We start from the raw sequence: 23504 nt of genomic DNA on the forward strand, positions 1-23504 counted from the left end.
GATGCGAACCATGCAAAGTGCTGTGAAGCTCAGGGGCTGGATGCAGGCCGTCGTGGCCGTGGCGTTGGTGTCGCTGGTGGCCGCATGCGGCGGTGGTGGCGGCAGCTCCAGTTCCAGTAACAATTCGTCGAGCACGCTGAACGGCGGCTCGCTGCCGGCCAGCCCGACCCAGCAGCCGACCGCCTCGACCGCAGCGAATACCGTGCCGATCACGGTCGGCGTGGGGACGAATGGCGTCATCAATATTCCGACGGTTAGCGTGACCGTCTGCGCGCCCGGTTCGACCACCAATTGTCAGATCATCAATAACATCCAGGTCGATACTGGTTCGTTCGGGCTGCGTGTGGTCGGCTCGGTGCTGAATCAATCGCTGCTTGGTGCGTTGCCAGTCAGTTCCGTGGCCAGCGGCGCGCAACTCGCCGAGTGCGCGACCTTCGCGGACGGCTACACGTGGGGCACAGTGCGCACCGCGACCGTGCAGATCCTTAACCAGACGGGGACAGGCGAGACGACGAGCACGGCCATTCCGATACAGATCATCGGCGACCTGGCTTCGAGCACCGTGCCGTCGCGCGGTTGCGGCAGCGGTTCGGCGGAAAACACGGTCAGCGATCTCGGCGCCAACGGTATTCTCGGCATCGGCACAGCGCTCACCGATTGCGGCACCACCTGCTCGACCCCGTCAACTGCGGTCAACTACAGCAATTACTTCTCGTGTCCGGGCGGCACTTCCTGTACCCGCGCCACGGTGCCGCTCAACCAGCAGGTGGCCAATCCTGTCGCTAACTTTCCGGTCGACAACAATGGCGTGATCGTGCAGTTGCCGCCTGTGTCGAATACCGGACAGTCTTCGGCCACCGGCACGCTGGTGTTCGGCATCGGCACGCAGTCGAACAATGCGCTGGCGCCCGCGCAGACGTTCGCCACCGACGGCTACGGCGACATGAACAACAGTGTGTACAACGGCACGACGGTGCAGGCGTTCTTCGATTCGGGTTCGAACGCCTATTTCTTCGCCGATAGCTCGATCGCGCTGTGCGGCAGTAATTACCCCGGGTTCTATTGCCCGTCGTCCGCGCAAACCCGGTCGATCACGCTGGCTGGCCAGAACAGCACGACAGCGAGCGTCAGCATCGGCATCCTCAGCGCATCGACGCTGTTCGGCAGCACCAGCAACTATGCGTTCAACGATCTGGCCGGGCAGATCGGCGGCAGCAGCAGCTTCGATCTCGGTTTGCCGTTCTTCTATGGCCGTCACGTGTACTACGGTTTCGATCAGACGGCGAACGGCGGTCAGGCGCCTTACGTCGGCTTTTTCTGAGCCGCACAACGCAGGCGTAGGAGCTGGTTGGACACCCGCGCGAAATCGCGCGGGTGTCCATTGGCCCGTAGCCGGCACCGCTTGCCACGATTAGCCAGTCGGCCCTTGGTCAGCCACCCGTAGCCCGCACCCTTGTCGCCTGGGCTCAATCGCCCCGCCCCCACCAGCAAGCCCCACCGGGCGGCTCACCAGCCGCCCCATCTCTCGAAATACCCCCCTTTCTCCGCCCTTATCCGTCGATCAGCGCTTGCGTCGAGCGGGAATAATCGCTCTCACTGGAAAGAGGCGTCGTGCCTCGGCCGACTGGAGAGTCTTTGTGGCAGAGGATAGCGACCTCGAAAAAACCGAATCAGCCACTCCCCGGCGTCTGCAAAAGGCGCGTGAGGAAGGGCAGATCGTGCGTTCGCGGGAGCTGTCGACGTTTGCGCTGCTGGCAGCGGGATTCTTCGGCGTATGGGGGATGTCCGGCAGCATGGGCGAGCGTCTGCAGGGGATGCTGCGCGCGGCCTTCACGTTCGATCACGCCAGCGTGTTCGAAACCCGCCGCATGATGATCGGCGCGGGCGCAGCGAGCCGCGAAGGCCTGTATGTGCTGCTACCCGTTCTGGCCTTCACCGGCGCCGCCGCCCTGCTCGCGCCGATGGCGCTGGGCGGCTGGCAGTTGTCTTCGAAAGGACTCGAGCCCAAGTTCAACCGGCTCAATCCGATCGAAGGGCTTGGCAAGATATTTTCGATCAACGGACCGGTTCAGCTCGGCCTGTCGCTCGCGAAGACGCTGGTGGTGGGCTGCATCGGCGGCTCGGCGCTCTGGAATCGCCGCGAGGAGATTCTCGCGCTGGCCACCCAGCCGTTGCAGCTTGCGCTCGCCAACACCGTGCATCTGATCGCGGTGTGCTGCGGCATGACGGTGGCAGGCATGTTCGTGGTGGCCGCGCTCGATGTGCCGTATCAACTCTGGCAGTTCCACAAGAAACTGCGCATGACGAAGGAAGAAGTGAAGCGCGAACACCGCGAAAGCGAAGGCGATCCGCACGTCAAAGGCCGGATTCGCCAGCAACAGCGTGCCATTGCCCGCCGCCGCATGATGACCCAGGTGCCGAAGGCCGATGTGGTGGTGACCAACCCGACGCACTTCGCGGTCGCGCTGCAGTACGCCGACGGCGAGATGCGCGCGCCGAAGGTGGTCGCCAAGGGCGTGAACCTGGTGGCCGCGCGGATTCGCGAAATTGCCGCCGAAAACAACGTGCCGCTGCTCGAAGCGCCGCCGCTCGCGCGTGCGCTGTATCACAACGTCGAACTGAACCGTGAGATTCCCGGCCCGCTCTATGGCGCGGTCGCCGAAGTGCTCGCGTGGGTCTATCAGTTGCGGCGTTTCAACACCGAAGGCGGCGTCGCGCCGGTCGCACCGACCGAGTTCGACGTGCCGGCGGACCTCGACAAGGGCGGTGTATCGGACGATGAAGCCGAGCAGGAAGCCGCCGACACGCTTAACCCCGCTAACGACGACACTTCAGGAGCTTCCGCATGAACGCTCGCGTCGGATTCCTGTCCCGACGGCCGGATGCCTTGAGCGGCACCAATTTGCGCGCCCTCGCCGGGCCGGTGCTGATCTGCATGATCCTCGGCATGATGATTCTGCCGTTGCCGCCGTTTTTGCTGGATCTGCTGTTCACCTTCAATATCGCGCTTTCCGTGATGGTGCTGCTCGTCAGCATGTACACGATGAAGCCGCTCGACTTTGCCGCTTTCCCGAGCGTGCTGCTGTTCTCGACCTTGCTGCGCCTGTCGCTGAACGTCGCGTCCACACGCGTCGTGCTGCTCGAAGGTCATACCGGCCCGGATGCAGCGGGCCAGGTGATCGAGTCGTTTGGTCACTTCCTCGTGGGCGGCAACTTCGCGGTCGGTATCGTCGTCTTTGTCATTTTGATGGTCATCAACTTCATGGTGATCACCAAAGGCGCGGGGCGGATCGCGGAAGTGTCCGCGCGCTTCACGCTCGATGCGATGCCCGGCAAGCAGATGGCGATCGACGCCGACCTGAACGCCGGCCTCATCAACGAAGATCAGGCCCGCAAGCGCCGTCTGGAAGTCTCCCAGGAAGCCGAGTTCTACGGTTCGATGGACGGTGCCAGCAAGTTCGTGCGCGGCGATGCGATCGCCGGCTTGCTGATCATGGTGATCAACATCTTCGGCGGCCTGATCGTCGGGATGGTGCAGCACGGCATGGACTTCGCGTCCGCGGGCAAGACCTACACGCTGCTGACGATCGGTGACGGCCTCGTCGCACAGATTCCGTCGCTGGTGATTTCGACGGCGGCCGGTGTGATCGTCTCGCGCGTCGCGACCAACGAAGACATTGGTACGCAACTGACTGGGCAGCTCTTCACGAACCCGCGCGTGCTGGTGATCACGGGCTGCATTCTCGTGCTGATGGGCCTGATTCCGAACATGCCGCACTTCGCGTTTCTGGTTCTCGGTGGCGGGTTGATCCAGCTCGGCCGCACGATGAAGAAACGCAGCGAGGATCGCAAGAACAGCGCGACGCTCGTCGACGTCGCACCGGCCGCGATGACCCCGGTGGAAAACACCGAAGCCAGCTGGGACGACGTGACGATGATCGACACGCTCGGCCTCGAAGTGGGTTACCGGCTGATTCCGCTCGTAGACAGGAACTCGGACGGTGAACTGCTCAAACGGATCAAGAGCATCCGCAAGAAATTCGCACAGGAAATTGGCTTCCTGCCGCCGGTGATCCATATCCGCGACAACCTCGAATTGCGGCCGAACGGCTATCGCATTGCGCTCAAGGGCGTCGAAGTGGGGGTTGGTGAAGCGTATCCGGGGCAGTGGCTGGCGATCAACCCGGGGCAGGTGTCCGCTGCGCTGCCGGGCACGCCGACGCAAGATCCCGCGTTCGGTTTGCCGGCGATCTGGATTGATACGAATCTGCGCGAACAGGCGCAGGTGTACGGCTACACGGTGGTCGATTCGAGCACGGTGGTGGCCACGCACCTGAATCACCTGGTGGTCACGCATGCGTCCGAACTGCTCGGCCGCCGCGAAGTGCAGGCGCTGCTGGAACGGATGCAGAAGGACACGCCGTCGCTGGTCGACGATCTGGTGCCGAAGTCGCTGCCGCTCACCACGCTGCAAAAGGTGCTGCAAAACCTGCTGGAAGAAGGCGTGCCGATCCGCGATATGCGCACGATTCTCGAAGCCCTGTCCGAACACACGCCGAAGGTCACCGACGCGCACGATCTCACCGCCGCCGTGCGTCTCGCACTGGGTCGCGCGATTACGCAGCAGTGGTTCCCGGGCGTGGGCGACATGCAGGTGATGGGCCTCGATTCGAATCTGGAGCGGGTGTTGTCGCAGGCGCTGTCTACCGGCGCCAATCCGGGCCTTGAACCGGGCCTCGCGCATACGCTGCTGAACGAAACGCAGAAGGCCATGACGCGTCAGCAGAACCTTGGGCTCGCGCCAGTGCTACTGGTGCAGCATGCGTTACGGCCGATGCTCGCGCGCTTCCTGCGCCGCAGCCTGCCGCAGCTGAAGGTGCTGTCTTATGCGGAAGTGCCCGATACCCGCAACATCAAGGTGGTGAATCTGATCGGGGCGCATGGGTAAGCCCCGCGCGGCTACGTCCGATAGTTGGCCGCAGGTGTTCCAGACTGATGGTTTCCGCTGGCGCTCCTCGAGCGCCGGTTTTCATTTCGGCGCCTAACTTTTCATGCCGCAAGCGGGCGGCGAAGGTCATGCTTCGCCCGCGCAAGTGCTGCCAGGCGAGCGCGAAGAGCCCGTTTAAAACCGCCATGCGCGGGACTTGCGGCGCGTTTCCATCGCCCGAATTGCCCACCTTTAACGGTCTTTATCCATCGATCGTCACTCGACGGCTTTCGCAATAATGGTCTCAATGGGAAGCGGTAGGTTGCCGGTCCGTTAGTCCGTAAGTCCGTTTAGCTCATCGGGGGTCCAGCTTGAACATTCGTAAATTTGTCGGTGCTACCAGTCGCGATGCTCTGCGTCTCGTGCGCGAAGCCTTGGGCCCGGATGCCGTCGTTTTGTCCAATCACACGATGGACGACGGCAGCGTCGAGATCGTGGCACTGGCCGACAGCGACCTCGCCGCCATCACGCCGAAGGCGCCGCGCGGTAGAGCAGGCGCGCCGATGAATGCACTGGCCGGACAACAGCCCGCGCTCGGCGCACCGCGCGCCAATCCGATGATGCAAGCGAATCCGTATGCGAGCGGCATGCCCGATGTGTTCTCGTCGGTGTTCGGCGCTAGTCCCGAAGCGGGCACCGAGAACCTGTCGTCGAACGCCGCTGGCACGTCGTCGAGCTCAGCCGCGAAGCCAGCCGCGCCCGCCGCGCCCGCCGCGCCGAAGGCCGCGCTGCCGGATGCGCCTAAAGCAGCGCTGGCCGCTCCGGCTGCGGCATCGCCGTCGCAACCGATCAGCATTGAGCAGCCTAGCGCCCGCGCTGCGGCGACGCGTCTCTCCGAAGACATCCGCGCCGATCTGCTCAAAGCCGCCGGCGTGCCGGCAGCGCCTGCCGCCGATGCGCCGCGCACGATGGCTGAATCGAATCCCTGGCTGATCGATCACGCTCGCCGCATCGCGGCCGAACAGCAGCAGCAAGGCGCGTACAGCGCGCGTCCCGCCGCGATGACGCCGGCCGCCGCGATGGCCAAGGGCCTCGGCGCCGCAGTCGAGCCCGCTGCACAGGCGACCTCGCAGCCTTCGCACCAGGCCGCTGCCCAAGCAGCCGCGCCGCACACTGATACGCCCGAATGGGCTCGCGAAGCCGCGCAACTCGCCGCGCGCCGCGCCGCTCAGAAAATTGCACCGTCGCTGCCCACCGGCGACGACGCCCGCACGCCCGCATCGGTCGCCGAAGCGATCAAGGTGCGCATGGAGCAGGTCGTCAACGACACCGTGATGAGCGAGCTGTCGTCGATGCGCGGGATGATGGAAGAACACTTCGCCGGCCTCCTGTGGGGCGATCGCCAGCGCCGCAGCCCGACGCGTGCCGCACTCACCAAGCACCTGTTCGCCGCCGGTTTCTCCGCGCAGCTCGTGCAGATGATGGTCGACAACCTGCCCGACGACGTCGACAACATGGAAGGCGGCATGGCGTGGGTGCGTTCGGTGCTCGAATCGAACCTGCCGGTGATGGAAGACGAAGACGCGCTGATGGAGCGCGGCGGCGTGTTCGCGCTGATGGGCCCGACGGGCGTGGGCAAGACCACGACCACCGCCAAGCTCGCCGCGCGCTGCGTGATGCGCTTCGGCGCCAACAAGGTGGCGCTTCTCACGACCGACAGCTACCGGATCGGCGGCCACGAACAACTGCGCATCTTCGGCAAGATCCTCGGCGTGTCGGTTCACGCGGTGAAAGACGGCGCCGATCTGCAGCTCGCGCTTTCCGAGTTGCGCAACAAGCACATCGTGCTGATCGACACGATCGGCATGAGCCAGCGCGACCGCCTGGTGTCCGACCAGATCGCGATGCTGTGCCGCGCCGGCCTGCCGGTGCAGCGTCTGCTGCTGCTCAACGCGACGAGCCACGGCGACACCTTGAACGAAGTCGTGCAGGCCTATCAGCGCGCGCCGGATCAACAGCCGCTCGCCGGCTGCATTCTGACCAAGCTCGACGAAGCCACCAATCTGGGCGGCGTGCTCGATACGGTGATCCGCTACAAGCTGCCGGTGCACTACGTGTCGACCGGTCAGAAAGTGCCGGAAAACCTGTACGTCGCGACGAAAAAATTCCTGATCAAGAGCGCGTTCTGCATTCCGCGCGACAACTCCCCGTTCGTGCCGCACGACGACGATATTCCGGGGTTGCTGTCCGCGCTGTCCGCGCGGTCGACGGCCGAATTGCACGAGGTCCGCTTTGGATAAGCTCATCTCCGACCAGGCAGAAGGACTGCGGCGCCTGTTGGCGAGAAGCGGCTCGCGCGTGCTTGCGGTGATGGGTGGTTCGGCCGGCGTCGGCTGTACGACGACGGTGGTGAACCTCGCCGCGGCGCTCGCGCAGCAGGGCAAGGACGTGCTGGTAATCGACGAGTGTCTCGGCGAGAAATCGGTGAGCGCGATGCTTGGCGGCGTGCGCGGCGCAGGCAATTTCGCGGCGGTGATGCGCGGCGAGATGACGCTCGACGATGCCGCCGCGCGCCACGCACTGGGCTTCTCCGTGCTGGCCGCCTCGCGCCACAACCGCGAAGGCCACACGGCCGCGCAGTTCAGCGTGGTGTTGCGCGGTTCCGCCGACATCGTGCTGATCGATGCGCAACTCGACCAGCACGGCCACCTTTCGCCCCTCGCGATGCAGGCGCACGACGTGATGATCGTGACAAGGGTTGCCGCGCAAGCGATCACCGAGGCATACGCCTGCATGAAGCGTCTGCACTACGCACACGCTACCGCGCAGTTTCGCGTGCTGGTGAACCACGTGCAGAGCGTGGACGACGCGCATACCGCTTTTGCCAACCTCGCCGGCGTGGCCGGACGCTACCTGACCGTGGCGCTGGAAGACGCCGGTTGCATTGCCGCCGATGCGCGGATGGCGCGAGCCCTGGAGTTGTCGCGGTGTGTCGTCGATGCCTTCCCATCGACACCGGCCGCGCGCGATTTCCGTCACCTCGCCGCCGAATTGCAGTACTGGCCGATGCGGCCAGCGATGTCGTCGCAAGCGCCCTGGATGGCGCCTGCGACAGTTACAGCGGCGCAACACGCCGACCAACCGTCCGTGCAGCACGCCTGAGAGGCGTCGCAAGGACAAGGGGAGCACGATGTATAACGCTCAGGGAAAGATTTCCCAAGCCGAAGTTCTGACGAAGTACGCACCGCTGGTGCGTCGCCTCGGCTTGCAGCTCGTTGCCAAGATGCCGGCGAGTGTCGATCTCGACGACCTGATTCAGGCCGGCATGATCGGACTGCTGGACGCGGCGAGCCGCTACAAGGAAGACCAGGGCGCGCAGTTCGAGACCTATGCCAGCCAGCGGATTCGCGGCGCGATGCTTGACGAGTTGCGCAGCAACGACTGGTTGCCGCGCAGCTTGCGGCGCACCTCGCGTGAAGTCGAAACGGCCGTGCACAAGGTTGAACAGAGTCTGGGCCGCTCCGCGAGCGAAACGGAAATCGCCGAGCATCTGCAAATGCCGCTCGACGAGTATCAGTCGATGCTCCAGGATCTGCACGGCAGCCAGCTGATCTATTACGAAGACTTCGACCGTTCCGCGGACGACGAACCGTTTCTCGACCGGTACTGCGTCGATCATTCAGACCCGCTGTCGGCGCTGCTCGACGACAGCCTGCGCTCGGCACTGGTCGAAGCGATCGACCGCCTGCCGGAGCGTGAGAAGCTGCTGATGTCGCTGTACTACGAACGCGGCATGAATCTGCGCGAAATCGGCGCGGTGATGGAAGTCAGTGAGTCGCGGGTGTGCCAGTTACACAGCCAGGCCGTGGCGCGTTTGCGCACACGCTTGCGCGAGATGGCCTGGGCGAACGCCGAAGCGACTTGAGGTTGGGTGGATTGATGTTTGACCGGCGGTGCACGACATGTCCGCCTTCTCTTACGCGTCCGCCATCTCATGCTCCGCAGCCAGCGCGAGAAACGCCGAACGCGACATGCCACGCGCCTGGGCGTAAGCGTCGATATCGCGAACCAGTGCCTCGGGCAGTGAGATATTGATGCGCACCGCTTTTTTCAGCGCCGGAATATTCCGCGTGTGACAAAACCCCAAGTGAACCCCGCGTAGTCCGGATTACGCCGATGCTCGTCCAGCGTCAGCCGTTCGGGAATCGGTAAGCCCTCGTCGAGCAGCGTATCCAGATGCGCCTCGATCGCTTCTTTCGCGTTCGCATAGGCTTCTTCCAGCGAATCCCCCGCCGAATGACAACCCGGAATGTCGGGGACGACCACGCCGAACGCATGGTGCGTGTCACCAGCCTCGATCGCGATCGGGAAAATCAGATTCTTCATTTCAGGCCTGCCTGTTTCGAACAAGGCCCGAGATATACACACGAGTACACAAACTTGCTGGTGGGTCGTATTGTGTGACGCGGTATGTGAAAACAAAAAAAGGGCTCGTCAAAGACGAGCCCTTTTTGTCGAATGCAATCTACTCAGCCGGACCCGCGCGTGCAACGCGCCGTTCCAGCGAAATCTTCAAACCGTCTGATGTGCGGGGACCCGGCCATCCGGTCCGTAGAAGCCGGCTTTCTGCGGGACGGCCACTTGCAGCGCCGTGAGTGCCCGCTGGTTGTAGTCCATCCGCACGCGGATCAGTTCGCCATTACTCGTATTGAAGCGCCGCGCGCGTTCGGCGGCCTTTTGCAGCAGTGACCATTGCTCGGCAACCCGCGCATCGGCACCGGCCGCGAGCTCCATGCCGGGCCGGCCGGCCGGCAAACCCATTTCCGCCAGCAGCGTGTCGCGGGTGCTCTCGAGCCTGGCGAGCACGCCGATCAGTTCGGTTTTCTTCTCGACGATCGGCGGTAGCAGTTCCAGCGGCGACAAGGCGGTCAATGCCTTGGTCTCGAGCGTCAGAATCGAGGCAAAAGCCTCGACGGCCGAATATTCTTCGATGAGGGTGGCAAGCAGGGCGTCTTTCATCTCAACAACTCGCTGAACACGACGGCCCGCGCATGATTCGCGAACCGGGTTTGTCGAATGCCGCCCGGCAATTCACCGTACTTCGATGCGTCGATTAGTTGCCGGTCGACGAGGTTTTGCTTTGCAACAGTTCGCGCGCGGTATTCAGCACGCCGTCGGCGATCTTGCTCGAATCGATCGTCAGCGAACCGTTCTTGATGGCCGCTTTGATCGACTCGACATGAGCCGTGTCGATATCGGCCGAACCAGACGCCGCGAGGCTGCGCAGATGCTGCGACAGACCCGACAGGCTGACGCTGGCGTCGCCCGAGCCGCTGCTGGTGGTCTGCGAGCTCGTGCCCGCACTCTGCGCGCTGCTGTTCGCGGTCGCCGCGTCGCTTTGCTGCGAGCGGGACAGGGCGTCTTTCAACGTCGGCAGATTCGAATTGGTTGTGGAATCGACTTTCACGATTGGCTTCCTGAACGATTTGATTCTGATAACGGCATCCCGTGATCAAAACTTTAGCGCAATCGTTCCAGGTTTTACCTTGTCTTTCAAGAAGATCCGGCCCCAAGACAGGTTCGACGTCCGCTCTGCCCGCCGCACCGGCCGTCTCGTCTGAAGCCGTGCCGGCGCGCAGGCCGCTGGGCATGCCGTCGTGCCGCTTCACAGCTGAATCTCCACCGTCGAACCATCCTTGACGATGCCGGAGATGATCTGGCCGTTCGCCGTCCTCACCCGGACCTGCTGGCCTGGCGAGGCGTTGTTCATCGCGCTGCCTTCAGCCGAAATCGCGAAACCCTCGCCGGCCGCGACAACCCGCACGGTTTGCCCAATCGACACCGCCGACGCGCTTTTCAGCATGTCGCGGCGCAGCGGCATGCCGCCGGCGATGCGCACCAGCGACACTGAGCCGACAGCCTGCGACGGGTCCGTGACAATCGCCTGCGGCAAGCCGGTCAGGTCGCCGTCGCGCGCAACGAGGTCGGCGGCGGTGAGCACTTCGCCCGGCGCCATCGCGCGGGCGGCCAGATAGTAGGTGGCGCGCAGCGAAATGCGCGCTTGCAGATAGATGGTCCACGGCCGTTCGCCGGCGCAGCGCACGCCGACGGTCATGCGGCCCCACAGGCGCGCGCCGCTCGGCATGAAGGGTTCGAGTGTCGTGCAGGCCGCGAGGCCCCGTGGGAAGGCGGGCGCCACGGTGATATCGATCTTGCCCGGCAAGCCGGCCGATTGCTGCTGCAGGAAGGCGAGCGCGGCACTGCGAACCGCCTCGGCGTCCTGCTGGCCAGGCAGCGGCACGGGTTGCGCCACCGCGGCAGGTTGCAGATTCTGTTGCACGACGGCCGGCGCCAGCTGACGTGTTGCGGGCGTGCGGGTAATGGTGGCGGGCGGGGTCGGCATCGGCGCGGGTGTCCGGGCCGCAGCTGCCGTGGTCACGACCGGCTTGCCGTTCGCGCCCAATTCCGGCGGCTCACCGCGCGACGCAAGACTGTCGAAGGCGGCGGCCGATGCGCTCGCGGGCGCGCGGTTGGGTGCGCTGGTGAGGGCGCTTTCGATGCCCTTGCTGGGCGCATTGGCCGCGACCGGCTGCACGCCGGTGGCTGGCCGTTCGGCGTTCAGCTGCGGCGCGGGGATGGTCACGACGCCGTTTGCGTCGGGCTTGAAGTTGGTGCGGATCATTTGCGGCGCGGCAGGCGGCTCGCCCGCGCCCGGAATGACGATCGAGCCGCTCGCGTTGGCGGCGCGCGTGAACTGATCGGCCTCGCGCGCGACCGGCCCCGGCGTCAGCGACTGCGCGGTGGCAGCGGCCAACGTCGCCGCGGACCCCACGCGCCTCGCCGGCGCTGCCTGCATTTGCGCGGCCAGGTCGTTGAGGGCGGCCGGATTCTTTTCTCCCGGGCCGGGAATCACGATCGGCCCGCCGGCGTCCTGAGCCTGCGCGGCGCCTGGCAGCAGCATGGCGCCGGCTGTCAGGCACAGCGCCGAAACCAGCGCCAGCCGTGTCGTCAGGGTTGCAGCAAGCGCAGCAGTCAGACGCACCGCGCGAGTCGCGCGACCCGCACCCACGCGATGCGCCGCCGCGCGGCTCGCGCGGTGCGTCAGAACGAAGGTGGGCTGGTCCATCGTGATTCTCCATCGAATGCATCGGTACGCCTTGCATTCTAGTGAGCGCCCCCATCGCGCAAACGTTGAATAGAAGCCCCCTTTACCGGTTATTCGTCCGATTGCCACTTGCGTTCGGCCCATAAGATGCACTTCATGCAAAAAGGTCTTCCCGGCCAACGCAGTCCTCACGCGAGGCGCAGTGCGGCACAGGCGGGAAGCCTCGAGAACCTTCTCCGGAGATTTCCATGCTGGACAAACTCGATGCCGAATTCGCCTTTGGCCGCCAGGCGCTCGATGTGCGGGCTTACCGGCAGGAGCTGCTGTCGTCGAATATCGCCAACGCCGATACCCCCGGGTACAAAGCGCGCGACGTCGACTTCGCTTCGTCGCTGGCCGGCGCGCTGAAGAAGGCCGACGGTAGTACGGGCACGGGCGCCTCGAACAACTCGACGCTCGCCATGACGCAGCCCGCGGGGGTGACGAGCGGCATGTCGATGGTGTCGACCGCGCCGGGCCACATGGCTGGCAAGGCGACGCTGACACCGACCGGCGGCACGCCTGACGACTACGGCAACCTGCAATACCGCATTCCGACGCAACCCGCGCTCGACGGCAACACGGTCGACATCGATACGGAACGGGTGCAGTTCGCGGACAACACGTTGCACTTCGAATCGGGCATGACGGTGCTGTCGAGCCAGATCAAAACGATGCTCTCGGCGATCACGTCGGGCTCGTAAATAACAGGCACCGCAAAGAGATACCGCAGTACGCAGGAACAATCGCTACGGGAATTAACTTGAGGCCGGGTCGAACCGTGCAACTTCGTTGCATGGGACCGGACAGGGAAGGAAACATGCCATCTTTGATGAATATTTTCGGTGTTGCAGGCTCCGCGATGTCAGCGCAGTCGCAGCGGCTCAACGTGACGGCGTCGAATCTCGCCAACGCGGACAGCACGACCGGCCCGGACGGTCAGCCGTACAAGGCCAAGCAGGTCGTCTTCGCGGTCAGCCCGATCGGCGGCTCGCGCACGGCCTCCGGCCAGCAGATCGGCGGCGTGCAGGTCACCGGCGTGGTCGACGACCCGACGCCGATGAAGACCGCGTACGACCCCGGCAATCCGGCCGCCAATTCGGACGGTTACGTCACGCTGCCCAACGTCGACCCGGTGCAGGAGATGGTCAACATGATCTCGGCCTCGCGCTCGTACCAGGCCAACGTCGAGACCCTGAACACCGCCAAGACGCTGATGCTGAAAACGCTCACGATCGGAACCTGAGGAGACCTCCTTGACCACTACCATTGGCAACAACGGCCCGACCGTCTCGCAAACGCTGCTCGATACGATGAACGGCACGAACAGTGCGAGCAGCAGCACCAAGAGCACCAAGAGCGCGAGCAGCGCCACCAGCTCGACCGGCAGCACCACGGGCACCTCGGCGACCGATCTGCAGAACACCTTCTTGCAACTGCTCGTCGCGCAGTTGAAGAATCAGGATCCGACCAATCCGATGGACAGCTCGCAGATGACTTCGCAGCTGGCCCAGATCAACACGGTGTCGGGCATCAGCCAGCTGAACACGACGCTCACCTCGCTCGCCACGCAGATGTCGGCAGGCCAGCAGTCGCAAGCCGCGCTCCTGATCGGCTCGACCGTGCTCGCGCCGGGCAGCTCGGTGACGGTCGCGAGCGGCAAGGCCAGCTCGTTTGGCGTGCAGCTTGCCAACTCGGTGGGCGATCTGCAGGTGGTCGTGAAGAACTCGGCGGGCACGATCGTCAACACGATCGACCTCGGCAAGCAGTCGGCCGGCACGATTCCGGTGGGCTGGACGCCGACCGATACGGCCGGCAACACGCTGCCCGACGGCACCTACACGATCAGCGCGGTCGGCACGATCAACGGTCAGCAGGCAACGGCCACGACGCTCGCGGGCGCGACGGTGCAGAGCGTCGTCATGCAGAGCACCGGTACGCCGGGCCTCGTGCTGTCGAACGGCACGACCGTGGGCCTGAGCAGCGTCGCCGCCATCCTCTGATTCAGATTCAGTTAGTTACGACTTTCCAGATACGGAGACCGTCATGGGTTACCAACAAGGTTTGAGTGGTTTGTCGGCAGCGTCGAGCGACCTCGACGTGATCGGCAATAACATCGCCAACGCGAATACGACCGGCTTCAAGAGCGGCGCCGCGCAGTTCGCGGACATGTACGCCAATTCCGTGGCGACCGCGGTGAACAACCAGATCGGCATCGGCACGCAGCTCTCCGAAGTGCAGCAGCAGTTCTCGCAGGGCACGATCACCAGCACCAATCAGGCGCTCGACGTCGCGATCAACGGCAACGGTTTCTTCCAGTTGTCGAACAACGGCTCGCTGGTTTACTCGCGCAACGGCGTGTTCCAGCTCGACAAGAACGGCAACATCACCAACGCGCAAGGCCTGCAACTGATGGGTTACGCGGCGAACAGCTCGGGTGTCATCAACACCGCGCAGACCGTGCCGCTCAGCGTGCCGACCGCGAACATCGCGCCGCAGGCCACCACCAAGATCGTCGCTGGCCTGAACCTGAACGCGCAGGACCCGCTGATGCTCGGTACGCCGACTGTGGCGCCTGTTAGCAGCACGGGCACGCTCACCACCGTCGGCGCGACCATCACGAATACGGCTTCGGGCACGAACAACGACAACTACACGGTCACGTTCCCCACCCCGACCACCTACACGGTGACCGACAACACGCTCGGTACGTCGACCAACGGCACGTACACCGCCGGCACGGCGATCCCGCTCGGCAACGGCCAGACCATTACGTTCAACGGCGTGCCGGCCGCCGCCGGCACGGACAGCTACACGGTTGCGCCGACCCCGATCGCGTTCAACCAGAACAGCAATTCGACGTACAACTATTCGACCAGCACGACGGTTTACGATTCGCTCGGTGGCTCGCAGACGGTCAACATGTACTTTGCCAAGACCTCAGCCGGTACGTGGAACGTGTACGCCGGGACGTCCACCGGCACGGCGAATCTGGTGGGCCAGGCGAACTTCAACTCGTCGGGCACGCTGCTCGGCACGACCCAGGTCGTGACGCCGGTGGCGAATCCGCCGACCTTCACCGCCACGACCACGCCGTTCGCGTACAACTTCTCGATTCCGACCACCGATGGTTCGTCGACGCCGCAGAATCTCACGCTGAACATCGCCGGCACGACGCAATACGGCGGCAAGGACGGCGTGAACTCGCTGCAACCTGACGGCTACGCAGCCGGCACGCTGACGAGCTTCACGATCGGCGCCGACGGCACGCTGACCGGCAACTATTCGAACCAGCAAACCGCGGCGCTCGGCCAGATCGTGCTCGCGAACTTCTCGAACCAGAACGGTCTCGTGAACCTCGGCAACAACGAGTACCAGCAGACCTCCCAATCGGGCGTCGCGCAGATTTCGTCGCCGGGGTCGACCAACCACGGCGTGCTGCAAGGCGGCGCACTGGAAAACTCGAACGTCGACCTGACGAGCGAACTGGTGAACCTGATCACCGCGCAACGCAACTATCAAGCGAACGCGCAGACGATCAAGACCCAGCAGACCGTCGACCAGACCCTGATCAACCTGTAAGCGACCGGGACTTCCCATCATGGATCGGCTGATCTACACCGCGATGTCGGGCAGCACACAAGCGCTCGAACAGCAGGCTATCGTTGCCAACAACCTGGCGAACGCCTCGACCACCGGCTTTCGCGCGCAGCTTGCGACTTTCCGCGCCGTGCCGATGGCGTTCGGCGACGGCAGTTCGATCAACGACAACACCACGCGTACCTTCGTGCTGTCGTCGACGCCGGGCGCCGACTATACGCCGGGGCCGATCCAGCAGACGGGCAACCCGCTTGACGTGGCGATTCAGGGGGCGGGCTGGCTGGCGGTGCAAACCGCCGACGGCAACGAGGCTTATACGCGCGCCGGCAATCTGCATATCGATGAGAACGGCCAACTGGTGAACGCTTTGAACCAGACGGTGCTCGGCAACGGCGGCCCGGTATCGGTGCCGCCGGGCGCGGAAATCACCATCGGCAAGGACGGTACGGTGTCCGCGCTGACGCCGGGCGATCCGCCGACCGCGGTCGTGACCGTCGATCAGTTGAAGCTGGTCAATCCGGATCCGCAGACCATGACGCGTGGCGACGACGGCCTCTTTCGCACCGCCGACGGCAACCCCGCTGATGCCGATCCGGCCGTCACGCTGGCGCCGGCCTCGCTCGAGGGCAGCAACGTGAATCCGGTCAGCGCGATGGTCTCGATGATCACCAACGCCCGCCAGTTCCAGATGCAGACCAAGCTGCTGGAAAACGCGGACAAGAACGACCAGTCCGCCAACCAGTTGCTCAGCTTTAGCTAACGGGTTGCTTCGGCCCCCTAGGAGAAGAAGAATGAATCGCTCACTCTACATCGCCGCTACCGGCATGAATGCGCAGCAGGCGCAGATGGACGTGATTTCGAACAACCTCGCCAACGTCAGCACCAACGGCTTCAAGGGTTCGCGCGCGGTGTTCGAGGACCTGCTGTATCAGACCATCCGCCAGCCGGGTGCGAACTCGACGCAGCAAACCGAACTGCCCTCCGGCATACAGCTTGGCACCGGCGTGCAACAGGTCGCCACCGAGCGTCTGTACACGCAGGGCAACCTGCAGCAGACCGGTAACTCGAAAGACCTCGCCATCAACGGTCAGGGCTTTTTCCAGGTGCAGATGCCCGACGGCACGACCGCCTACACCCGCGACGGTTCGTTCCAGACCAACGCGCAGGGCCAGCTCGTGACGTCGAGCGGCTATCAGGTCATCCCGGCCATCACGATTCCGAACAACGCAACCTCGCTCACGATCGGCAGCGACGGCGTGGTGTCGATCACCGTCGCCGGCTCGACCAACAGCCAGCAACTTGGCTCGATGCAGCTCGCGACATTTATCAACCCGGCCGGTCTGGATGCGAAGGGCGAGAACCTGTTCGCGGAAACTGCTTCGTCGGGCGCGCCGAACATCGCGCAACCGGGCCTGAACGGCGCGGGCAACCTCAGCCAGGGTTACGTGGAAGCATCGAACGTGAATGTGGTGCAGGAACTGGTGAACATGATCCAGACGCAGCGCGCTTACGAAATCAACAGCAAGGCCGTGACGACCTCCGACCAGATGCTGCAGACCCTCAGCCAGATGCAGGTTTAAGGCTCAAGGGACTGGGAATCAAACAGGTGGTAAATCAAGATGTCGCACTTCACTCGTAATCCGGTTCATTCGCGCACCGCTCAGGCGCTCGTGCAGCTCACGCTGCTCGCGGCGTTGGGCGGTTGCGGCCTCGTGCCGAAGCAGCCGATCACCCAGCAACCGATGACGGCCTTGCCGCCGATGCCGCCGCAGGTCCAAACGCCGGGCGCGATCTTCAACCCGGGTTACGCGGGTCGGCCGTTGTTCGAGGATCAGCGACCGCGCAACGTCGGCGACATCCTGACGATCGTGATTCAGGAAAACGTCAATGCGACGAAGTCGTCGGGCGCCAATGCGAACCGCACGGGCAGCACCAACTTCAGCGTGCCCACCGCGGGATTCCTGGGCGGACTGTTCGGCAAAACCAACCTGAGCGCCAATGGCGCCAACGTGTTCGCCGGCACCGGCGGGGCCAACGCGTCGAACACCTTTTCCGGCACGATCACCGTGACGGTGACGGGCGTGCTGCCGAACGGCAACCTGGCGGTGAGCGGCGAAAAGCAGATGCTGATCAACCAGGGCAACGAATTCGTGCGCTTCTCTGGCGTCGTGAATCCGAACACGATCTCCAACCTGAACGCCGTGTACTCGACCCAGGTGGCCGACGCGAAGATCGAATACTCCGCGAAGGGCTATCTCGACGAGGCCGAGAACATGGGCTGGCTGCAGCGCTTCTTCCTCAACGTGTCGCCGTGGTGATCATGCGTACCGTCTTCTCCCGCCCCGGCCGCTTCACGCGATTCGTCCACCTCGGCCGGGTCCTGGCTATCGTCGCGCTGACTTGCGCGGCGCTGCCGGCTGCGACCCCCGCTCATGCCGAGCGTCTGAAAGACCTCGTGCAGATCCAGGGTGTGCGCGACAACCCGCTGATCGGCTACGGCCTCGTCGTCGGCCTCGACGGCACGGGCGACCAGACCACGCAGACGCCGTTCACCACGCAGACGCTCGCCAACATGCTGGCGAACCTCGGCATCTCGATCAACAACCAGGCGGCGGGGTTGAGCAACCAGCAGTCTTCACTGTCGAACATCCAGTTGAAGAACGTCGCCGCCGTGATGGTGACGGCGGTGCTGCCGCCGTTCGCGCGTCCGGGTGAAGCGATCGACGTCACGGTGTCCTCGCTCGGCAATTCGAAGAGTCTGCGCGGCGGCACGCTGCTGCTCACGCCGCTGAAGGGCGCGGACGGCCAGGTCTATGCGCTCGGTCAGGGCAATCTGTCGGTCGGCGGCGCCGGCGCGAGCGCGAACGGCAGCAAGGTGCAGGTGAACTCGCTCAACGCAGGCCGCATCACCGGCGGCGCGATCGTCGAACGCGCGGTGCCGACCTCGGTGTCGCAAGCGGGCACCATGCAGCTCGACCTGAACGACATGGATTACGACACCACGCAGCGCATCGTGGCAGCGGTGAACAACGCATTTGGCAGCGGCACGGCCACGGCGCTCGACGGCCGCACGATTCAACTGCGTGCGCCGAGCGATCCGGAGCAGCAGGTCGCCTTCATGGCGCAATTGCAGAACCTCGACGTCAAGCCGGCGCAAGCCGCCGCGAAGGTGATTCTGAACGCGCGCACCGGGTCGATCGTGATGAACCAGATGGTCACGCTGCAAAGCTGCGCGGTGGCGCACGGCAATCTGTCGGTGGTGATCAATACGCAGCCGGTAGTGAGTCAGCCGGGCGCGTTCTCGAACGGCCAGACGGTGGTGGCCAAGCAGTCGCAGATTCAGATGAAGCAGGACAACGGCGCACTGAAGATGGTGACCGCCGGCGCCAACCTTGCCGAAGTGGTGAAGGCGCTCAACGCACTCGGTGCGACGCCCGCGGATCTGATGTCGATCCTGCAGGCCATGAAAGCGGCGGGCGCTCTGCGCGCCGACCTGGAAATCATCTAAGGAAGACACAGGATGAATTCGGATACGACCAATTCCGCCAGTGCGGCGAACGATCTGACCAACCGCTTTGCCCTCGACGTGCAGGGCTTCGCGAAGCTGAGCGCGCAGGCGAAGGCTTCGCCGCAAGCCGGCATGAAGATGGCCGCTCAGCAGTTCGATGCGGTGTTCACGCAGATGATGTTGAAGAGCATGCGCGATGCGACGCCGCAGGATGGTCCGTTCGATTCGCACGACAGCGCGACCTTCACGTCGATGATGGATCAGCAGTTGTCGCAACAACTGTCGCAGAAGGGCATTGGCGTAGCTGACGCGATGCTCAAGCAGATGATGCGCAATCAGGGCATGCAGGTGGGCGGTGCGAATGGTGCAAGCGGCGGCCTCGCCGGTGCTTTGGGTGGCGGCAGCGGCGGCGACGAAGGCCAGACCGCGGCGCTGAACGCGCTTGCGAGAGCCTACGGCAATGCGCAGGCCAACGGTCAGCTGGCGATGGGCAGGGGCTACTCGGCCAACAGCGCGCTGACTCCGCCGCTGAAAGGCGACGGCACCTCACCGAAGGTCGATGCCTTCGTCGACAAACTGGCTGAGCCGGCGCAGGCTGCCAGCGCGGCAACCGGCATACCGGCGCGCTTCATCATCGGCCAGGCCGCGCTCGAATCGGGCTGGGGCAAGAGCGAGATCAAGAAGTCGGACGGTTCGACCAGCCACAACGTGTTCGGCATCAAGGCGACCAAGGACTGGACCGGTAAGACCGTCTCGACCGTCACGACCGAATATGTGAACGGCAAGCCGCAACGCACCGTCGAAAAATTCCGTGCGTACGACTCGTACCAGGAAGCGATGACCGACTACGCGAGCCTGCTCAAGGGCAACCCGCGTTATGCACAGGTGATCAATTCCGCGCATGACGTGAATGGTTTCGCCAACGGGATGCAGCGCGCGGGTTACGCGACCGATCCGCATTACGCGAAGAAACTGATGTCCATCATGCAGAAAATGGGCTGAGCTGCCGTTAATGCAAATATGCGGTCGTAGTCGACCGTACGGTTGATCAGTTTATGCAGGTAGATTTTCTCGAATAAAGCCATGCACGCGACGGGGCCAGGTGCATAACAAGACGGATGAGGCCGGCCGCCTACGGGCGGCCGGTCGAACCGCGTGACCGGCTGATCGCCGCCCAGTATTCGATACCCCTGAATTTCGCCCGCGGCCTATCGGTTTTAACGTTTGCGGCAAATATTTCATAACCGCCCCCTAAATTTTGGCGAGGCGCTGCCGCTAATCAGTTAGACCCGATACCGGAAAGCGTTGTAATGTCCGGTTGAATGCGCGTGCTGCGGCTTCGATGAAGACCGCGCGAAAGCCCCGGCAGGAGCCCTGGCACGCGCCCGCAAGAACATGCATACCGGCAAGCCCATGGATACTAACCAGTCGCACGGCCAGACCGACGCACCCGGCCAGCCGCACGCCACCCTAGACGAAAGCGCACCCGATTTCGGCCGTCGCAATCCGCTGGAGATCGGCGTTCAGTTACGCAACCTCGTCAATCGAGGCGATTTCCTCACCGTTGAATACGCGGGCGGTCAGCTCGTGACGCGCCTGCTCGATGTCGACGTGCGCGGGCGCACCTTCACTTTCGATTGGGGCGCGCTCGCCGAGCAGAACAAAGGCTTATTGGGCGCACCGCGCTGCCAGTTCCACGCGTCGCCTGACGGCGTGCGCGTCGAGTTCGCCACCGGCACGCCGCGCGAAACCCGCTACGAAGGACTGCCCGCATTCGAGTCCGATTTCCCCGAGGTGCTGTTCTACGTGCAGCGCCGCGAGTATTTCCGCGTCGATGCGCCGATTCTCGATCCGTATGTGTGCTCCGGCCGTTTGCCCGAAGGCGACACGTTCCGCTTCGAAGTGCACGATCTGTCGCTCGGCGGCGTCGGCATGCGCACCGCGGATGAGCGCGTGGCCGAATTGCCGATGGGCACGCGGCTGCAGGATTGCGAACTGTCGCTCGGCACGCTCGGCCGGCTTTCGCTCGATCTGCAACTGGTATCGCACCGCTCCACCGCGTTGCCGAACGGCACGCAGCGCTACCAACTCGGCTTCCGTTTTCTGACGCTGCCGGGCAGCGCCGAAAACACGCTGCAACGCCTGATTACGCAACTCGAAATGAAGCGTCGCTCGCTGGTGCGCTGAGTGGTGAAGAAGTCTTGCCGCGCGTGCCTCGCAAACGTTGAAACAAACGTCGAACAAGCATCGGAATGGCCCTCAATTTTTCCGCGTGAGGGCCGTTAAACAGGATGTTCAAGTAACGTGGCGGCAAGTGGTCGGTGTCGCCCTTCAGGATGACGCATGTCAGATCTCATCAGTATCGGCCTCAGCGGACTGAACGCTGCGCAGTGGGGACTCACGACGACCGGCCAGAACATCAGCAACGCGTCCACGCCGGGCTACTCGATCGAAACGCCGGTCTACGCGGAAACCGGCGGTCAGTACACGGGCTCCGGCTATCTGCCGCAGGGCGTCTCGACGGTCACGGTGCAGCGCCAGTACAGCCAGTATCTGACGACTGCGCTGAACAATGCGCAGTCGTCGGGCAGCTCGCTGTCGGCGTACAACACGATGATCTCGCAGCTGAACAATCTGGTCGGCAGCCCGACCGCCGGCATTGCAAGCGCGATCACCAGCTATTTCACCGGCATGCAGAACGTCTCGGCCAGCGCCTCCACGCTGTCCACGCGCCAGACCGCAATGAGCGGCGCACAGACGCTCGTGAACCAGATCAATGCCGCGGGTCAGCAATACGACTCGCTGCGCCAGAGCGTCAACACGCAGCTCAGCAACACCGTTTCGCAGATCAACAGCTACACGCAGCAGATCGCCCAGTTGAACGGGCAGATCTCCGCGGCCAGCTCGCAAGGTCAGCCGCCGAACCAGCTGCTGGATCAGCGCGATCTCGCGGTGTCGAACCTGTCGCAACTGATCGGCGTGAACGTCGTGAACACCAACGGCAGCTACAGCGTGTTCATGGGTAACGGCCAGCCGCTCGTGTCGTCCACCAATAGCTTCAACCTGGGCACGGCGCCTTCGACGGGCGACACCAGCGAACTGTCGGTTCAGTATCTCGGCCAGGCTGGCGCGAATCCGGCCGCCGCGCCGCAAAACCTGCCGGACAGCAAGGTCACCGGGGGCACGCTTGGCGGTCTCCTCGCGTTCCGCAGCCAGACGCTCGATCCGGCCGAAGCGCAACTCGGCGCGATTGCGGTGAGCTTCTCCGCGCAGGTCAACGCGCAGAACAGCCTCGGCATCACGCTCAACGGCACCCAGGGCGGCGCGCTGTTCTCGGTCGGCGGCCCGACCGTCTATGCGAATACGCAGAACACCGGCAACGCGTCGCTGAACGTCTCGTTCGCCAATCCCGCGCAGCCGACCACGGGCGACTACACCCTGGCCTATAACGGCACCACCTACACGCTGACCGACAATTCGACCGGCAGCGTGGTGGGCTCGGCGACCAATCTCAGCCAGCCGATCAACGGCCTGAATTTCTCGACCACCGGCACGATGAATCCCGGCGATTCGTTCACGGTCGAACCGACCCGTGGCGCGCTGAACAGCTTCAACACCGCGACGACGAATCCGGCGGCGATTGCCGCCGCCGCACCGGTGCTCGGCACCGCAACGGCGAGCAATACGGGTACCGCCACGATCACGCAAGGCACGGTGACGGCCGGCTACACGATGCCGAATGCGACCACCACGCTGTCATACAACGGCACCGGGCTGACCGGCTTCCCCACGGGATCGACGGTGACGGTGACGGCTGGCACGCCGCCGACCAGCACGACCTACAATACCGCCACCACGCCCGTCGTGCCGTATTCGGCGGCCACGGGCGCGACGCTGACGATCAACAACGCCACAGCCGGACAGATGAACAACGTCTCGGTGACGATCAGCGGCACACCGGCTGCCGGCGACACGTTCACTATCGGCCCGAACACCGGTGCGAGCAACGACGGCCGCAATGCGCTGGCGTTGTCGAACCTGTCCACGGCGCAGACCTTGGCGGGCGGCACGGTCACGCTGACGGGCGCGTATGCGAACTACGTCAACCAGATCGGCAACCAGACCAACCAGATCCAGACCTCGAGCACGGCGCAGACTTCGCTGGTGACGCAGATCACCACCGCGCAGCAGTCGGTCTCGGGCGTGAATATCAACGAAGAAGCAGCCAACCTGCTTCAGTATCAGCAGCTCTATCAGGCGAACAGCAAGGTCATTCAGACCGCGCAGACCCTGTTCCAGACGCTGCTCGGCATCTTCCAGTGAGG

At 64.0% G+C, this 23504-nt stretch carries 20 protein-coding genes and 1 pseudogene; 17 read left to right on the forward strand and 4 right to left on the reverse strand.

What is annotated here, in order from left to right; genetic code table 11:
- Position 1 precedes the first annotated feature (1 nt).
- From PQQ96_RS16655 to PQQ96_RS16680, 6 genes are all read left to right on the forward strand, one after another.
- A complete protein-coding gene (locus PQQ96_RS16655) occupies positions 2–1321 on the forward strand; it encodes a DUF3443 domain-containing protein (RefSeq protein WP_408293737.1) in 1320 nt (439 codons plus the stop codon).
- A 316-nt stretch (positions 1322–1637) separates the two neighbouring features.
- The gene (gene flhB, locus PQQ96_RS16660) at positions 1638–2849 is read left to right on the forward strand and encodes a flagellar biosynthesis protein FlhB (RefSeq protein WP_408293738.1); all 1212 of its coding nucleotides are present in this window, start codon (positions 1638–1640) and stop codon (positions 2847–2849) included.
- Positions 2846–4948 (forward strand): flagellar biosynthesis protein FlhA, encoded by a 2103-nt coding sequence (flhA, locus tag PQQ96_RS16665; RefSeq protein WP_408293741.1) that lies wholly within the window; start codon positions 2846–2848, stop codon positions 4946–4948. The genes flhB and flhA overlap by 4 nt, the downstream gene beginning before the upstream one ends.
- Positions 4949–5298: 350 nt before the next feature.
- Positions 5299–7227, forward strand: a complete 1929-nt coding sequence (flhF, locus tag PQQ96_RS16670) for a flagellar biosynthesis GTPase FlhF (RefSeq protein WP_408293742.1) — start codon at positions 5299–5301, stop codon at positions 7225–7227.
- Positions 7220–8089 (forward strand): nucleotide-binding protein, encoded by an 870-nt coding sequence (locus tag PQQ96_RS16675; RefSeq protein ID WP_408293745.1) that lies wholly within the window; start codon positions 7220–7222, stop codon positions 8087–8089. Before flhF ends, PQQ96_RS16675 begins: the two co-directional genes overlap by 8 nt.
- Before the next feature lie 28 nt (positions 8090–8117).
- On the forward strand, positions 8118–8852 hold the full coding sequence (locus PQQ96_RS16680) for an RNA polymerase sigma factor FliA (protein WP_408293747.1): 735 nt from the start codon (positions 8118–8120) through the stop codon (positions 8850–8852).
- Positions 8853–8903: 51 nt separating this feature from the next.
- On the opposite strand, the pseudogene PQQ96_RS16685 reads toward PQQ96_RS16680, so the two are convergent.
- From PQQ96_RS16685 to flgA, 4 genes and pseudogenes are all read right to left on the reverse strand, one after another.
- Positions 8904–9313: pseudogene (locus PQQ96_RS16685) on the reverse strand (type II toxin-antitoxin system HicB family antitoxin).
- 186 nt (positions 9314–9499) lie between these two features.
- On the reverse strand, positions 9500–9946 hold the full coding sequence (locus tag PQQ96_RS16690) for a flagella synthesis protein FlgN (RefSeq protein ID WP_408293750.1): 447 nt from the start codon (positions 9944–9946) through the stop codon (positions 9500–9502).
- A gap of 94 nt (positions 9947–10040) precedes the next feature.
- The gene (gene flgM, locus PQQ96_RS16695; RefSeq protein WP_408293753.1) at positions 10041–10394 is read right to left on the reverse strand and encodes a flagellar biosynthesis anti-sigma factor FlgM; all 354 of its coding nucleotides are present in this window, start codon (positions 10392–10394) and stop codon (positions 10041–10043) included.
- Between the two features lie 198 nt (positions 10395–10592).
- The gene (gene flgA / locus PQQ96_RS16700; RefSeq protein ID WP_408293755.1) at positions 10593–12053 is read right to left on the reverse strand and encodes a flagellar basal body P-ring formation chaperone FlgA; all 1461 of its coding nucleotides are present in this window, start codon (positions 12051–12053) and stop codon (positions 10593–10595) included.
- A 227-nt stretch (positions 12054–12280) separates the two neighbouring features.
- Here flgA and flgB point away from each other — a divergent pair, with 227 nt between their 5' ends.
- The 11 genes from flgB (at position 12281) to flgK (ending at position 23502) form a co-directional block, all read left to right on the forward strand.
- Positions 12281–12775 carry a flagellar basal body rod protein FlgB gene (flgB, locus tag PQQ96_RS16705; protein WP_408293758.1) on the forward strand — a complete coding sequence of 165 codons (495 nt, stop codon included), beginning with the start codon at positions 12281–12283 and terminating at the stop codon, positions 12773–12775.
- Positions 12776–12891: 116 nt separating this feature from the next.
- Positions 12892–13317, forward strand: coding sequence for a flagellar basal body rod protein FlgC (gene flgC / locus PQQ96_RS16710; protein WP_074281879.1), 426 nt, complete (start codon positions 12892–12894; stop codon positions 13315–13317).
- Between the two features lie 67 nt (positions 13318–13384).
- Complete coding sequence (locus PQQ96_RS16715; protein ID WP_254074513.1) at positions 13385–14074, forward strand: flagellar hook assembly protein FlgD; 690 nt, start codon at positions 13385–13387, stop codon at positions 14072–14074.
- 43 nt (positions 14075–14117) lie between these two features.
- Complete coding sequence (locus PQQ96_RS16720) at positions 14118–15653, forward strand: flagellar hook-basal body complex protein (protein WP_408293761.1); 1536 nt, start codon at positions 14118–14120, stop codon at positions 15651–15653.
- Positions 15654–15672: 19 nt separating this feature from the next.
- Positions 15673–16431, forward strand: coding sequence for a flagellar basal-body rod protein FlgF (gene flgF, locus PQQ96_RS16725; RefSeq protein ID WP_408293763.1), 759 nt, complete (start codon positions 15673–15675; stop codon positions 16429–16431).
- Positions 16432–16462: 31 nt separating this feature from the next.
- Positions 16463–17251: a flagellar basal-body rod protein FlgG gene (gene flgG, locus PQQ96_RS16730; protein WP_408293766.1), complete on the forward strand. Its 789-nt coding sequence runs from the start codon at positions 16463–16465 to the stop codon at positions 17249–17251.
- A gap of 39 nt (positions 17252–17290) precedes the next feature.
- A complete protein-coding gene (gene flgH / locus PQQ96_RS16735; protein ID WP_408293769.1) occupies positions 17291–17989 on the forward strand; it encodes a flagellar basal body L-ring protein FlgH in 699 nt (232 codons plus the stop codon).
- Positions 17990–17991: 2 nt separating this feature from the next.
- A complete protein-coding gene (locus PQQ96_RS16740) occupies positions 17992–19179 on the forward strand; it encodes a flagellar basal body P-ring protein FlgI (RefSeq protein WP_408293772.1) in 1188 nt (395 codons plus the stop codon).
- 12 nt (positions 19180–19191) lie between these two features.
- Positions 19192–20181 carry a flagellar assembly peptidoglycan hydrolase FlgJ gene (gene flgJ, locus PQQ96_RS16745; protein WP_408293775.1) on the forward strand — a complete coding sequence of 330 codons (990 nt, stop codon included), beginning with the start codon at positions 19192–19194 and terminating at the stop codon, positions 20179–20181.
- A 411-nt stretch (positions 20182–20592) separates the two neighbouring features.
- Positions 20593–21366 (forward strand): flagellar brake protein, encoded by a 774-nt coding sequence (locus PQQ96_RS16750; protein WP_408293778.1) that lies wholly within the window; start codon positions 20593–20595, stop codon positions 21364–21366.
- Positions 21367–21522: 156 nt separating this feature from the next.
- Positions 21523–23502, forward strand: coding sequence for a flagellar hook-associated protein FlgK (gene flgK / locus PQQ96_RS16755; protein WP_408293779.1), 1980 nt, complete (start codon positions 21523–21525; stop codon positions 23500–23502).
- The last annotated feature ends 2 nt before the right edge of the window (positions 23503–23504 follow it).

This window comes from Paraburkholderia sediminicola (assembly GCF_046027825.1).
Taxonomy (GTDB): domain Bacteria; phylum Pseudomonadota; class Gammaproteobacteria; order Burkholderiales; family Burkholderiaceae; genus Paraburkholderia; species Paraburkholderia sediminicola_D.